This is a genomic window from Vibrio hyugaensis (assembly GCF_002906655.1).
In the GTDB taxonomy this organism is placed as follows: domain Bacteria; phylum Pseudomonadota; class Gammaproteobacteria; order Enterobacterales; family Vibrionaceae; genus Vibrio; species Vibrio hyugaensis.
Map to the genome: position 1 here is coordinate 1,136,871 of NZ_CP025795.1, position 13,605 is coordinate 1,150,475.

The window sequence follows — 13,605 nt, forward strand, 5'->3', positions numbered from 1 at the left end:
CAGCTCGGAAGTTTGTGCATAAACTAGAGTAATCCTCGGTATTTTAAGATGATAGCTTGCATGCCCAATACAGATATTCCTTTGGTTCACTCGGAAGAAGTAAAGCTTTTTGCCACTATGCTCAATGAGCTTGATGGAGATATTCACTCATTACTTGAATCCGCCCGAATGCCACAGGATATCTTGTCTAACCAATCCCTTGACGCGTTTGTTCCCGAGAGCGCGCTAAAAGCAGTCTTCCAAACGTTAGGTGAACGCGCATCACCAGAGAAGTTTGCTTTGCTCACTTGGACGCTTTGTCACGACATCTATGTGCCTAGATTTGCGAATCAAATTACCCTGACGCATTCGCTTAAAGCAGCATTAGAAGAGGTATCGCAGCTGCTCAAACAGATCTCCGATAACGTCAGTATTTCGGTCCAATCTCGCGGCGGAAAATGGTGGTTAGTAAGAGAAAAGCAAAACGCTGAGAAAGAGTGGTTTCGTTATGCAGAAATGTTCTCTGCAATGTTCATGAATGAACTGCTCAAGAGGCTAGTTGGTTCGAAATGGAAACTGGCAGAAGTCGGGATTCAAGACGTAGAAGCAGAGCCATTCAATCAATTACCGGGTATGAAGAGCGCGCAGTTCTTTACTGGTAGACCGGTTACTGCAATCTCAATCCCTAATGAATGGATTAACAAGCCGATAGCTTATATTCCATCTCAGACGGTTCTGGATAAAGGCTCGCGAGGTGATGATGATAAGTTCAGTAACGCCTTGGCTAGGGCGCTAACACCTTATCTATCCATGGGTAAAATTTCTATTCAGTTTGCTGGGGAGCTTATTGATATGAACGCTCGCACGATCCAAAGACGACTAGCAAGCGAGAGCACGTCTTACCGCGAAGTGATTGAAAGCTTAGTGCTTAAACAAACGCTTGAACTCTTGGCTGACCGAGACCTCAGCATCACGCATATTGCGCTCAAAACAGGCTATTCAGACTCTGCCCACTTCACTCGTGCGTTTAAGCGGATGATGAAAATGACGCCTAAAGCGTATCGCCAGTCTTTATCTTAATTCGTAACACATAGAGCCTCTGAATTATCGGAGGTTTCCGTAGCAACTCACATTTCCACACAATCTGCGAATGTTGTCGTGTAAAGGCAATTAACCGACCTTGAAGTCCGGCATTATAACTTCTATGTTTTGAGTGTAAGTGCTCTGTTTCATATGTAGTTTTTATGGAATCGGCTTTCTCATAACACCGTTGTTCTCGTAAGGGAAGTTATGGGAAATGGACCCAAATATCCAAAACATAGGTGTAATAATGACAATTTCTAAGAAGAACCTTTCCTTAGTTGCGCTATCTTGTGCGTTTGCGCTCAACGCGAATGCAACATCAACGCTGTTTACCGATGTTGATGTCTTCAACGGTAAGGATGAAAAGCTACTGCAAAATCAGAACGTACTGGTTGTCGATAACTTGATTAAAGAGATTTCCCCAAAGCCAATTAAAACGGATAAGCAAACCACGACGATTAACGGCGAAGGCTTAACCATGATTCCTGGCTTGATCGACATGCACTCACACATGTGTATTCAGGAAGGCATGTTGGTAGGGCGCGATGGTTATGACCAAATGGCGATGGGCGCTCGTGCTCACGTTTCGATGATGCAGTACCTCGACCAAGGCTTTACTACGGCTCGTGACGCTGGCTGTAATATTCTTGGTATGGCGAAAGCCATCAACAATGGTTTGCTAGAAGGCCCTCGATTATTCCCAGCGGGCGGTTTCTTGAGTCAAACCGGTGGTCACGCGGATACTGGCAGCTTCAATGATGTACCAGGACGTGTTGACGATCTTGAACGCCATGGCTTTGGTTATATCGTTGATGGTGAAACAGAGGCTCGTCGTGCTGCGCGTCAGAATCTACGTTCGGGGGCTACTCAAATCAAGATCATGGCTGGCGGCGGTGTTGCGAGTGAGTTTGACCCAATCCATATGACGCAATTCTCCAAAGAAGAAATGGAAGCGATTGTGGGTGTAGCGGAAGATTATGGCACTTATGTCATGGCGCACGCTTATCATGACCGTTCGGTTAACCGTGCCATTGATGCTGGCATTAAAGTGATTGAGCATAACTTCTTGATTTCCGAAGAGACCATTAAGCGAATGAAAGAGAAGGGCGTGGCGCTCTCTGCTCAAGCGGTGATGTCTCTCGAAGCCTTTGCAGAGCCAGAAAAGATCACCTTCTTCAGTCCCGATCAAAAAGCCAAAGCGACCAAGGTAAACGAAGGCGCGAAACAGATGTTTGAGTGGGCGCGTAAGTACGACTTGTTGATTGTAACGGGCGGCGATATGTTTGGCCCGTCTTACAATACGCGCCAAGCAGACAACATGGTTTGGATGGAAAAAGTCGGCTTCACTCCATACCAGATCATGAAAATGGGGACATCGAACGCAGCAGAAGTACTGAGTTGGTCAGGCGGAATGAACCCATATAAATACGGAAAACTCGGCGTTGTAGAGTCGGGGGCTTATGCCGATGTGGTGCTGGTGGATGGAAATCCTTTGCAAGACATCACAGTTCTTAACGATTACCAAGATAAATTCAAAGTAATTATGAAAGACGGCAAGATCCACAAGAACACCTTGTAGTAAACTCTTTCGACTATTTGGGGACGGAGGTTGTCCCCAAATTTTTCTCTAAAAGACAAAGAACGATTCAAGGGAACGTATGAAGAAGTACCTATTAGCTGGCTTAGTTTTGCTGGCTTCATCAAATGTATCCGCCGACCAACTTAGTTGGCAGCAATTATTGCCAGTCAATGTTCCTCAAATTGAAGACCCATTTGTAAAACTTACCGATCAACAGCTTTTTGAACTTGGTTCTCTTGCAAGATACCGCGATTCTCAAAATCTTAATGAGCAACAGAAGCAAACCATGAAAGAGTTAGAAGACAGTTTAAAAGCTGACGACTTAGACATTGAATGGTTGTTCAAAAAGCGCAACGAAATTACTGAACATCGTCGTATGTTGGCATCAATGCCAAACGCAACACTTACCGAAGATACTTATGAAATTCCTGGCTTTGTAACGCCAGTAGAATTTAACAATGACGTTGTCACAAAATTCTTCCTTGTTCCCACCATGGGCGCATGTATCCATACACCACCACCTCCAGCAAACCAGATTGTGTTGGTTGATTACCCGAAAGGTTTGAAACTGACTTCTCTTTACGAGCCAATTTGGGTGAAAGGGGATCTGCACGTGAAAAAGACCAAAGCAGACGTTTCATACTCTGATGGTGCTGCGAACGTAGAAACAATCTACCAAATGGACGAGGTTTCTATCCGACCTTACCAATAAGAGTCTATTATCGAAATGACATAAAGCAGTGAGCTGTCGCTTAATGGCAATTTTCAAAACTCTGAATCATTAAAATCTCTTTCTAGAAATCAATTTAATGAGAACCCAGACATGAAAGTAACTGTTCCCAAGCTTAGTTTTATCGCTCTTTCACTTGTAATGGCATCATCGGTTAACGCGGCGAACTTTGGTAGCCCTGATACGGTAGACAATACTATTGCAGAAAATGCTCGAGAAAAACGCTCATGGCGTGAGTCATTAGCAGAGGAACACAATGTTACTTTCGGTCTGGACTATCAATTCCTTGGTCTAACTGCCTCAGACCCTCAAAGTGGTGGTGAAGATACAGCAAGCGCTGGAGTTGCTCGCTTCTACGGTAGTTGGAATCTGATCGGCCTTGAATCTGGCAATACGGGCGGATTGGTTTGGAAAGTCGAACACCGCCATGCTTATAGCGATTTGTCACCGAAAGAATTTAGCTTTATTGGTAACGGGTTAGGTTACGCAGGCATGATTGGCCCAGCGTACAGCGATCAAGGAGCTCGTCTAACCAACCTATATTGGAAGCAAAAACTGAATGATGGCAAGACCTCGTTCATGGTTGGTTTCCTAGATACGACTGACTATGTTGATGCCTATGCATTAGCAAGCCCTTGGACCGGATTTACCAACCTTGCATTCAGTACTGGTGGTGGCTCTATTGGTCTGCCGGATGATGGGATTCTTGGGTTAGCAGTCGGTCACATGTTGTCAGACAATTTCTATATAATTGCAGGTGTGGCTGATGGTAAAGGGCGTTCAGATGAGCCATTTGATGGCTTCGATACCTTATTCAACGATCATAAATTGTTTACGACGTTCGAACTGGGTTGGACGGCGTCACAAGATCAAATCTATACCGATAATGTTCACCTAACGGCTTGGCATTTGGATGGCGACACGCAACACAACCTAACGAATAAAGATAGCGGACAGGGTATCAACTTTTCAGCAAGCTACTTTGCAACAGAACAATTAATGCCATTTGTTCGTGGTGGTTTCTCTGAAGGTGATGTGGCGCTTTATGATCGCTCTCTAACGGTGGGGATTGGTTACTTTGGTTTAGGTAAGCCAACAAACAACCTAGGCTTCGCGGTCAACTGGAGCCATGTTAACGATAACTTAGAGCACGCTTATGGTCTGGATGACTCTGAACAGTTCACTGCCGAGCTTTACTACAACATGCAGTTGAACGACTACATTCAAATAACGCCAGATATTCAGTACATCAAAGACCCTGCATTTTCGAACAAAAGCAGCACTTGGGTGTTAGGTTTGCGTGCGAGAATATTCATCTAGATGATTATGTTTATTTGCCTTACCAAGAATAACTGTATATAAATGCAGTTATTCTTGTTTTGGGTTAATTTTGCTATCGCAAAGAGAAAGGGAAAGGCAATGAATATAGCGTTAAGAGACAAAATCATTCAGGTGTGTAGGAAGAAAATAGAGCAGAAAGGCGACAATGTTGGTGTGTCCTTTTATGCCTTTTTCGCCAATAAGAATGACAATCCTGAGTTATTGATGGAAGCGGCAACTTGGTGGATTCAAACTCATCAACTCGACCACTTCGAAAAAGCGACCAAGATTATTCATTTGGTCGAATCCGAAATGTAAGAAGGGGCACATTACGTGCCCCTTTGCCTATGCAAAGTCAGAGATTAAGCTTTTGCGAACTTGTAAGTACGGTAACCGCCAAGCAGGTTGCGTGCTTTAAAGCCTGAGTTGACCAGTTGACGATAAGCGACGTTACCGCGTAAACCAACCTGACAATAAATCACGATCTCTTTGTCTTTTGGCAGTTCGTTCATACGTTGACGAAGTTGGTCGACAGGAATATTGATTGCGCCTTCAATGAAGCCTACAGATTCCAATTCTCCCGGATTACGAACATCAAGCAGCACTTGATCTTCTGAGAGGTTGTCGATTTCATCAAAATGAATCGCTGTTGCGTCACCTTTAATGATGTTGTTCGCAACGAAAGCAGCTTGGTTAATCACATCTTTCGCTGAGCCATACGGTGGCGCGTAAGTGAGTTCAAGGTGTTGTAGCTGTTCTACCGTCATACCAGCACGCTGAGCAACTGCCATTACGTCGATACGTTTATCAACGCCATCTTTGCCTACTGCTTGTGCACCTAATATCTTCCCGGTTGCTGGATCAAACAACATTTTGAACGACACAGTTTCTGCACCAGGGTAGTAGCTCGCATGACTTGCTGTATGGACATACACTTTTTCATAAGCGATGTTTTCACGTTTAAGCTGCTTCTCGTTTTTACCTGTAGAAGCGACGGCTAAATCAAAGATCTTACAGATCGCCGTGCCTTGTGTACCTTGATAAGTTTCTTGGCGGCCAAGCATGTTGTCTGCTGCCATACGACCTTGACGGTTTGCCGGACCTGCCAACGGAACAAGTGTTTGTTCACCAGTGACAAAGTCTTTCTCTTCAACCGCATCACCAACGGCATAAATAGAAGGATCGCTAGTCTGCATGTACTCGTTTGTGTAAATACCACCCAGCGCACCAATTTGAAGACCGGCTTCTTGTGCTAGTTTTGTTTCTGGGCGAACACCAATTGCCATGATCAGGATATCGGTATCCAGCTGGTCACCATTGTTTAGAGACAGTGTCAGCTTTCCTTGAAGGTGTTGGTGTGCATCATCTTCGCCCGCTTCAGTGTTAGCGACAGATTGGTTCGCAACATATTCAACTGAAGATAGAGCAACGCCTAAACGCAGGTCGATGCCTTTCTCACGGATTTCAGCATGAGCAAAGCCAGCCATTTCTCGGTCAACGGGGGTCATCACTTGATCCGCCATTTCAACCAATGTGGTTTTTACGCCAAGCTGGTGGAAGGCTTCCATCATTTCCAAACCGATAAAGCCACCACCAACGACCGTAGCGTGTTCAACTTTGTTGGTTTCAATCGTTTTAATGATGCGATCCATATCAGGAATATTGCGCAACGAGTGCGTTAGTGGGTTATCAATCCCCGGAATAGGCGGCACAACTGGACCTGCACCAGGGCTGAGTAGAAGAAAGTCGTAGCTCTCTTGGTATTCAGAGCCATCAAGCAAATTCTTAACCGTAACCGTTTTATCTTGGCGGTTAATTGAAACCACTTCGTTCATCGCACGAACATCAACATTGAAACGCGCTAAAAAGCTTTCAGGCGTTTGAAGAAGCAGTTTACTTCGTTCTTGAATATCGCCACCAATGTGGTAAGGCAAGCCACAGTTTGCAAATGACACAAATGGACCGCGTTCAAACATAATGATTTCTGCGTCTTCACTAAGACGACGAGCGCGAGCTGCTGCAGATGCACCGCCAGCAACACCACCAATAATCACGATTTTGCTCATGGATTTCTCCTACTGAATGATCGAAAACGCCTACACCTTACTTAAATAAATTAGTTGTGTCTAATGTTAATTAAGCTACATTAGCATTGACTTAATAATATTAATTAGTAATATCTAATAAAACTTAACGTATTGATGAAGGGGCATAAGAATGGGCGACAGTATGCTACAAAGCGCGACCGAAGCGAGTGAGCTACTTAAAATTATGGCTCATCCGGAGCGCCTAATCGTGATGTGCAAGCTGATTGAAGGCGAAAAAGGAGTCGGCGAACTGTTTGAAGGCTCAACATTAAGCCAATCAGCCTTTTCACAACACCTCACCGTATTGAGAAAACACGACATCATCAAAGCTCGAAAGGTTTCTCAGCAGGTGTTTTATTCGATCTCTGATGGGAGAGTCGCTCCGCTGATTGAAGCGTTTAACCAAGTTTTCTGTAAGCAATAATTCAAACTTTATATTGGTGGTTGTTATGTTTGAAGTTCCTTGGATGTCGCTTTTGGGCGGAGTCATGGTCGGCGCATCAGCGGTCATATTGATGCTTTTCACTGGTAAGACGGCGGGAATCAGCGGGATATTAAATGGCGCTGTTGAGAATACAGATCGCGTTTGGCGAATTGTGTTCTTAATTGCCATGGCATTAGGCGGTGTATTTGCTGTTTATGCCCTTGGCGGACACGTACCAACTGAGTACAGCGGTTCTCTTGGTTTGGTTGTCGTTGCTGGTTTGCTTGTCGGAATCGGTACACGTATCGGTAATGGTTGTACAAGTGGTCATGGTATTTGTGGGATGGGGCGTTTCTCTGTCCGTTCTGTTGTCGCGACGTGTACTTTTATGGCCACAGCCATGTTAACCGTCTTGCTAGTATCGTGAGGAATAGTGTCGTTATGAAAACTCACGTAATGAAAAGTATTAAGCAAATTTCCATCGTTACATTTTCTGGTGTGCTTTTTGGCATTGGTATGGTGATTTCCGGTATGGCTGATCCGGCAAAAGTGATTGGCTTTCTAAACATTACTGGTGAGTGGGATCCAAGCTTAGCCTTCGTTATGGGCGGAGCACTTGCGGCTTTCGTTCCTGCTTATCTTTTATTAATAAAGCCAAGAAGTGAATCTGTGTTTGGTGATGAGATTATTTGTCCAACTTCTAAAGTGATAGACAAAAAGTTAGTCGGCGGTGCGGCACTGTTTGGTATTGGGTGGGGCTTACTGGGTGTATGTCCTGGTCCTGCGGTTGCCAGCCTTTTCACTGGCAACACTCAAGTTCTGCTCTTTATAGCGGCAATGTTGGTTGGGTCATTCACCGCTAAAAGAATCGTTCGTCGCTAAAGAGCGAACTTCAACCCTAAAAAGAGTATCTCAACGCTAAAAAGAGAGCGTCGTAGAAACCGGGCAATGATCACTCAGTTTATAGTCGAGCGCATCTTGTGTTTTGAAAACGGTCTGAACACCAGACGACGCCTTTAAATCACCACTCACAATGATGTGATCGATCACCGAGCGGAATTGGTGAATTTTATTCGGATTACGATTAGAGCGCACTTTGCATTCCGCTTTGGTGTTTTTGGTCACTAGCTTTGCATCGGTCTTGTCCGATAGCACGTCCCATAACCAATCTCCGCGATACCCCAAATTGTGGTTAAAGTCGCCAAGCACGACATAGTGTTGTTTATTGTCCTCGCGCGCTTTCATCCACTTGGCTAGTGCCTGTCCTTGTTGTTTCACTATCTTACAATCGCGGTTATTGCGATAGGCACCACTGCAACCCGCTTTTAGATGCACAGAGAGTAGGTGAGTCTCGTTGTCTTGGTGTGGATTCAAAACAAGGTAGCTGGCGAAGCGGAGCTTGCTGTTGCCTCGTGTGATAGAAAAGTCAGGCTTGTCTAATACGTTTACGCCATTGCGTACCGCGAAACCTGTGTATTGGTTAGTATCGTTGAACTGAAGATGTCGATTAGAAGCGTTCGCACGATCAGACAGATAAATAGTGAAGTCATTACCAACCGTTTTTTGGATTGCAGCTGCACTTTCGACTTCTTGAAAAGTGAGAATATCAACTTGTGTTTTATCCACATAGTGGGCCAGTTTTTCAAAATCTTGTGGTGTTCTCGAGACTTTACCACCACTTATAGATAACCATTCTATATTCCAGCTGGTTAAGTTGACGGAATTTTGAGCAAATGAAAAAGAACTAAAAAGTAATATCGTCGTAACAAAAAGTGATCGCATTTTGGTCTATTGCACTCCTATCTTTTAGCGCATTCCTTTCCATCCTTTATCCTATAAGACCTCTAAAAAAAGCAAGTGGATTTCGCTCCAATTTTGCAATTTTCACAGTTTTCTTCGCAACTGAGATCAACGCCAATAAGATCGATTTGTTCTTGTTCGCTACCCATTTTTTATTGATCAAAGTCAATGTTTTCAATTGGTGCTTCTCGTTAAATACGCCACAATATATTGTGTCATCAGAATAAGAAATAACCCCATATAGTGTATTTGTGGATAAGTCTGTGAGTATTTTGGGGTAAGGAGAAAAAGTGAAACCAATCGTAATCAAGCGTGACGGCTCAAGAGCTCCGTTTAACAGGGATCGTATTCAAGCAGCAGTAGAAGCTGCAGCGGAAAACAAAGACAAAGATGTCGCCATTTATGCACTAAATGTTGCTCTGGCAGTTGAGTTACAGCTTCAGGATCACGATGAAGTTCACATTCATGAGATTCAAGACTTAGTCGAAAATGAACTCATGCAAGGTCCTTACAAAGCCCTAGCTCGCTCTTACATTGAATACCGCCACGATCGCGATATTGCTCGTGAGAAGCAAAGCGCGCTAACTCGCGAAATTGAAGGTCTGATTGAAGAAAGCAACTTGGATCTAATCAACGAGAACGCGAACAAAGACGGTAAAGTGATTCCGACTCAACGTGACTTGTTGGCTGGTATTGTAGCGAAACACTACGCGAAGACACATATCCTTCCTCGCGATGTAGTTCAAGCGCACGAAGTAGGTGATATTCACTACCACGATTTGGATTACGCTCCGTTCTTCCCAATGTTTAACTGTATGCTTATCGATCTTAAAGGCATGCTAACGCACGGCTTTAAAATGGGTAACGCTGAGATTGATACTCCTAAATCAATTTCGACAGCAACAGCAGTAACGGCACAGATCATTGCTCAAGTAGCGAGCCACATATACGGCGGTACAACCATCAACCGTATTGATGAAGTACTAGAACCGTACGTAATGACAAGCTACGAGAAACACCTAGAGATCGCAAAAGAGTGGAACATTGCTGAGCCAGAAGAGTTCGCAAAATCACGCACTGAGAAAGAGTGTTACGACGCGTTCCAATCTCTAGAATACGAAGTAAACACACTGCACACGGCGAACGGGCAAACCCCATTCGTTACGTTTGGTTTTGGTCTTGGTACAAGCTGGGCATCACGCCTTATCCAGAAGTCTATTCTGAAGAACCGTATTGCAGGTCTAGGTAAGAACCGTAAAACAGCGGTATTCCCTAAACTTGTATTCGGCATCAAAGATGGCTTGAACCACAAATCAGAAGATCCAAACTACGACATCAAGCAACTTGCGCTTGAGTGTGCGTCTAAGCGTATGTACCCAGACATTCTTAACTACGACAAAGTAGTAGAAGTAACTGGTTCATTCAAAACGCCAATGGGCTGTCGTAGCTTCCTTGGTACTTACGAAGAGAACGGCGAACTGATTCACGAAGGTCGTAACAACCTTGGTGTAGTAAGCTTGAATCTTCCTCGTATCGCTATCCGTGCAAACGGCAGTGAAGAGAAATTCTACGAGCTTCTAAACGATCGTCTACGTCTTGCTCGCAAAGCGCTAGAAACACGTATCTCTCGTCTAGAAAACGTGAAAGCACGTGTTGCTCCGATCCTTTACATGGAAGGTGCGTGTGGTGTTCGCCTGAAAGCTGACGACTCAATCGCAGATATCTTCAAGAACGGTCGTGCGTCTATTTCTCTTGGTTACATCGGTGTACACGAGACAATTAACGCGCTATTCGGTACAGAAGCGCACGTTTACGATGACGCTGTTCTGCGTGAAAAAGCAGTAGCAATCATCAAGCACCTGAAAGACACAGTAAACGGCTGGGCGGAAGATACTGGTTACGGTTTTAGCCTATACGCAACGCCAAGTGAAAACCTATGTAGCCGTTTCTGCCGCATCGACGCGAAAGAGTTTGGCGTCATTGAAGGCGTAACAGACAAAGGTTACTACACCAACAGCTTCCACCTAGATGTTGAGAAGAAGGTGAACCCATACGACAAGATCGACTTTGAGATGCCTTACCCAGAAATCTCAAGCGGCGGCTTTATCTGTTACGGCGAGTTCCCGAACATGCAACGTAACGTCGAAGCACTAGAAAACGTATGGGACTACAGTTACACCCGCGTACCTTACTACGGTACAAACACACCAATTGATGAGTGTTACGAGTGTGGCTATAACGGTGAGTTTGACTGTACAAGTAAAGGCTTCACTTGCCCAAGCTGTGGCAACCATGACTCAACCAAAGTGTCAGTGACACGTCGTGTTTGTGGCTACCTAGGCAGCCCAGATGCACGTCCGTTTAACTTCGGTAAGCAAGAAGAAGTGAAGCGTCGAGTTAAACACCTGTAAGGTTTACTTAAGCTCAAACCCAATAATGAAAATCAACCTGTCGTGGGTTGATTTTCTTTTCTAGCCAGCAAAACAAGGCACGATTATGAACTACCACCAATACTATCCAATTGACGTTGTTAACGGACCAGGTACACGCTGCACGCTATTTGTGTCGGGCTGTGTACACCAGTGCCGCGGCTGTTATAACCAGTCGACGCAACGCTTGGATTCTGGTGTGTTTTTCACGCAAGAAGCGGAAGACAAAATCATTGCAGACCTAAACGACACGCGCATCAAACGCCGCGGTTTATCTCTGTCCGGTGGTGATCCTTTGCATCCAGCAAACGTGCCGCACATTCTTAAGCTTGTAAAACGCGTAAGAGAAGAGTGCCCAGGCAAAGATATTTGGGTTTGGACAGGTTACACGCTTGAAGAGTTAGACGATGCGCAGCGTGAAGTAACGCAGTACATTGACACATTAATCGATGGCAAATACGAGCAAGATAAACGAGACCTCAATCTAGAATGGCGAGGCAGCTCGAATCAAATTATCCATCGATTCACTGAGCTTTAAGCGTTCCAACTCAAGAAAAGCCAAATATAAAAAGGGCACATTCGGATATTTCGAATGTGCCCTTTTGGTGTGAGTTCTTTTAAAGCTTTGATTGATGAAATCGTGCGGTGTGAGGGTTAACTCAACAACTATAGCACAACGCTTCAGTTACGCTGTCACACTGGAGTCATCATCAACCATGTTATTAATCCATCGCTTAGATTGAATTCGGTGAGTCGTTAGAATGCCTTTTACTAATTCTTCGACCAGTAGGGACATCAACACCCAATGCAGTGGTAAACCTAACACCATCCCAGTGTAGTAGGTAAGCGGAATACCAATCGCCCATTGACCAAACGTGTCGATGAAAATGCTATAGCGAATATCAGCGCCACTCTTTAATACGCCTCCAATACCAACCATATTAAACACGCGCAGTATCATGCCTAATGCGAGCACCAAACATACATTCAACGCCATTTGTGTGTCTGTGAGCGGGCTCATCTCTAACAAATTCAAAATCAAAGGCGAGCAAATCCATACGGCAAAGAACAAAATGGTTGCCAACACTGCGCTAGTTAATACATACCACCAAGCCGTTTTCTCTACACGGTCATATTGCTGAGCGCCAATGTCATTCCCCAGCAGTACAGACGCGGCAACAGCGAATCCCATAAAGGTTGAAATCAACACGCCTTCAATCGGAGATAAGAACGAGATAATCGCCAGTTCTGTTACGCCCAACTGACCGTAAATGATGCTGTAGACAATCAAACCGCCAGTCCACAACGCATCGTGGATCAGCATTGGCATAGAAACTTTGAAATATTTGTTTCGATACTTCTTGACTGTACCTTCACGCCAATCTGAACGAGTAGGGAGCAGATGTGAATACCGACGCCAAAAGAAGTAAACCAGCACCGCAGTTTGGAAAAAGCGCGAAATAAAAGTCCCCACTGCTGCGCCAAATACGCCCCATTGCGGGAAACCGAGTAAGCCAAAGATCAAAACCGCATTAAGGAAAATGTTCACGATGATAGCGGCAATACTGACGTAAGTCGGCATCTTTGCCTCACCGACGGATCTCAACACCGATTCAATAGGCACAACAACTGCCGTGCCTATCAAACTCAAACCTGTGACGACTAAGTATTCTCTCGCATAGCCAACATACTCAGGATCGTCCGCCATAAAAGAGACGATTTCTTTGTCATAAACCACGTACAGCCAAATGAATGGCAAAGTCACTACCAGCGAAATAAACCAGGATTGGGCGAGTGTTCGTCTTATTCCTGCAAGGTTTCCCGAGCCATAATATTGAGAGGCTAAAACCGTTACTGCACCACACAATCCAAACACCACGGCGAGATTAAAGAAAAAAATTCGGTTACCAACGCCAACAGCTGCTGTTGCAGATTCACCTAACTGACTCACCATAAAAATATCGATGGCACCGAGTAACGAAAACAGCATGGATTGCAGTGACACAGGTACACCGATCGCAATCAATTTTTTCCAAAATGCTTTGTCTATGTATTGACGTGTTAAGAGCATCGCATTTCTCCTCTAAGAACAATGCGAGTAGTTTATCCGTATGATTTTGCGGTGTATTTTTCAAAGACATCCAAAAGTTTTGTCAAACTATCCAGTCTTTATC

The 13,605-nt window shown here is 44.6% G+C and carries 13 protein-coding genes; 10 read left to right on the forward strand and 3 right to left on the reverse strand.

Annotated features, from left to right (window positions below; genetic code table 11):
* Nucleotides 1-60: 60 nt before the first annotated feature.
* The 5 genes from C1S74_RS22185 (at nucleotide 61) to C1S74_RS22205 (ending at nucleotide 5,009) form a co-directional block, all read left to right on the forward strand.
* Complete coding sequence (locus tag C1S74_RS22185; RefSeq protein ID WP_045401755.1) at nucleotides 61-1,059, forward strand: helix-turn-helix transcriptional regulator; 999 nt, start codon at nucleotides 61-63, stop codon at nucleotides 1,057-1,059.
* A 250-nt stretch (nucleotides 1,060-1,309) separates the two neighbouring features.
* Nucleotides 1,310-2,641, forward strand: coding sequence for a metal-dependent hydrolase family protein (locus tag C1S74_RS22190; protein ID WP_045401758.1), 1,332 nt, complete (start codon nucleotides 1,310-1,312; stop codon nucleotides 2,639-2,641).
* Between the two features lie 79 nt (nucleotides 2,642-2,720).
* A complete protein-coding gene (locus C1S74_RS22195; protein ID WP_038877363.1) occupies nucleotides 2,721-3,353 on the forward strand; it encodes a DUF3299 domain-containing protein in 633 nt (210 codons plus the stop codon).
* Nucleotides 3,354-3,464: 111 nt separating this feature from the next.
* Complete coding sequence (locus tag C1S74_RS22200) at nucleotides 3,465-4,691, forward strand: carbohydrate porin (RefSeq protein WP_045401760.1); 1,227 nt, start codon at nucleotides 3,465-3,467, stop codon at nucleotides 4,689-4,691.
* Nucleotides 4,692-4,790: 99 nt separating this feature from the next.
* Nucleotides 4,791-5,009 (forward strand): DUF6500 family protein, encoded by a 219-nt coding sequence (locus C1S74_RS22205; protein ID WP_045402006.1) that lies wholly within the window; start codon nucleotides 4,791-4,793, stop codon nucleotides 5,007-5,009.
* Nucleotides 5,010-5,053: 44 nt separating this feature from the next.
* Here C1S74_RS22205 and C1S74_RS22210 read toward each other — a convergent pair whose 3' ends face one another.
* The gene (locus C1S74_RS22210) at nucleotides 5,054-6,757 is read right to left on the reverse strand and encodes an FAD-dependent oxidoreductase (protein ID WP_045401762.1); all 1,704 of its coding nucleotides are present in this window, start codon (nucleotides 6,755-6,757) and stop codon (nucleotides 5,054-5,056) included.
* Nucleotides 6,758-6,908: 151 nt separating this feature from the next.
* On the opposite strand from C1S74_RS22210, the gene C1S74_RS22215 reads away from it, so the two are divergent.
* The 3 genes from C1S74_RS22215 to C1S74_RS22225 are packed head-to-tail and all read left to right on the forward strand — an operon-like array spanning nucleotide 6,909 to nucleotide 8,084.
* Nucleotides 6,909-7,202, forward strand: coding sequence for an ArsR/SmtB family transcription factor (locus C1S74_RS22215; protein WP_005435229.1), 294 nt, complete (start codon nucleotides 6,909-6,911; stop codon nucleotides 7,200-7,202).
* Between the two features lie 13 nt (nucleotides 7,203-7,215).
* On the forward strand, nucleotides 7,216-7,629 hold the full coding sequence (locus tag C1S74_RS22220) for a YeeE/YedE family protein (RefSeq protein WP_269424914.1): 414 nt from the start codon (nucleotides 7,216-7,218) through the stop codon (nucleotides 7,627-7,629).
* A gap of 14 nt (nucleotides 7,630-7,643) precedes the next feature.
* A complete protein-coding gene (locus C1S74_RS22225) occupies nucleotides 7,644-8,084 on the forward strand; it encodes a YeeE/YedE family protein (RefSeq protein WP_045401767.1) in 441 nt (146 codons plus the stop codon).
* 36 nt (nucleotides 8,085-8,120) lie between these two features.
* On the opposite strand, the gene C1S74_RS22230 is transcribed toward C1S74_RS22225, so the two are convergent.
* On the reverse strand, nucleotides 8,121-8,984 hold the full coding sequence (locus C1S74_RS22230) for an endonuclease/exonuclease/phosphatase family protein (protein ID WP_045401771.1): 864 nt from the start codon (nucleotides 8,982-8,984) through the stop codon (nucleotides 8,121-8,123).
* Nucleotides 8,985-9,292: 308 nt separating this feature from the next.
* Here C1S74_RS22230 and nrdD point away from each other — a divergent pair, with 308 nt between their 5' ends.
* Both nrdD and nrdG read left to right on the forward strand, forming a co-directional pair.
* Complete coding sequence (gene nrdD / locus C1S74_RS22235; RefSeq protein ID WP_045401774.1) at nucleotides 9,293-11,413, forward strand: anaerobic ribonucleoside-triphosphate reductase; 2,121 nt, start codon at nucleotides 9,293-9,295, stop codon at nucleotides 11,411-11,413.
* A gap of 85 nt (nucleotides 11,414-11,498) precedes the next feature.
* Nucleotides 11,499-11,969: an anaerobic ribonucleoside-triphosphate reductase-activating protein gene (gene nrdG, locus C1S74_RS22240; RefSeq protein WP_005435220.1), complete on the forward strand. Its 471-nt coding sequence runs from the start codon at nucleotides 11,499-11,501 to the stop codon at nucleotides 11,967-11,969.
* Nucleotides 11,970-12,116: 147 nt separating this feature from the next.
* On the opposite strand, the gene C1S74_RS22245 is transcribed toward nrdG, so the two are convergent.
* Nucleotides 12,117-13,502 (reverse strand): MATE family efflux transporter, encoded by a 1,386-nt coding sequence (locus tag C1S74_RS22245; protein ID WP_045401777.1) that lies wholly within the window; start codon nucleotides 13,500-13,502, stop codon nucleotides 12,117-12,119.
* Between the last annotated feature and the right edge of the window lie 103 nt (nucleotides 13,503-13,605).

Excerpts from the sequence above, each read along its gene's own strand:
- C1S74_RS22185 (WP_045401755.1), top strand. The coding sequence starts at position 61 with ATGCCCAATACAGATATTCCTTTGGTTCACTCGGAAGAAGTAAAGCTT.
- C1S74_RS22190 (WP_045401758.1), top strand. The coding sequence starts at position 1,310 with ATGACAATTTCTAAGAAGAACCTTTCCTTAGTTGCGCTATCTTGTGCG.
- C1S74_RS22195 (WP_038877363.1), top strand. The coding sequence starts at position 2,721 with ATGAAGAAGTACCTATTAGCTGGCTTAGTTTTGCTGGCTTCATCAAAT.
- C1S74_RS22200 (WP_045401760.1), top strand. The coding sequence starts at position 3,465 with ATGAAAGTAACTGTTCCCAAGCTTAGTTTTATCGCTCTTTCACTTGTA.
- C1S74_RS22205 (WP_045402006.1), top strand. The coding sequence starts at position 4,791 with ATGAATATAGCGTTAAGAGACAAAATCATTCAGGTGTGTAGGAAGAAA.
- C1S74_RS22210 (WP_045401762.1), bottom strand. The coding sequence starts at position 6,757 with ATGAGCAAAATCGTGATTATTGGTGGTGTTGCTGGCGGTGCATCTGCA.
- C1S74_RS22215 (WP_005435229.1), top strand. The coding sequence starts at position 6,909 with ATGGGCGACAGTATGCTACAAAGCGCGACCGAAGCGAGTGAGCTACTT.
- C1S74_RS22225 (WP_045401767.1), top strand. The coding sequence starts at position 7,644 with ATGAAAACTCACGTAATGAAAAGTATTAAGCAAATTTCCATCGTTACA.
- C1S74_RS22230 (WP_045401771.1), bottom strand. The coding sequence starts at position 8,984 with ATGCGATCACTTTTTGTTACGACGATATTACTTTTTAGTTCTTTTTCA.
- nrdG (WP_005435220.1), top strand. The coding sequence starts at position 11,499 with ATGAACTACCACCAATACTATCCAATTGACGTTGTTAACGGACCAGGT.
- C1S74_RS22245 (WP_045401777.1), bottom strand. The coding sequence starts at position 13,502 with ATGCTCTTAACACGTCAATACATAGACAAAGCATTTTGGAAAAAATTG.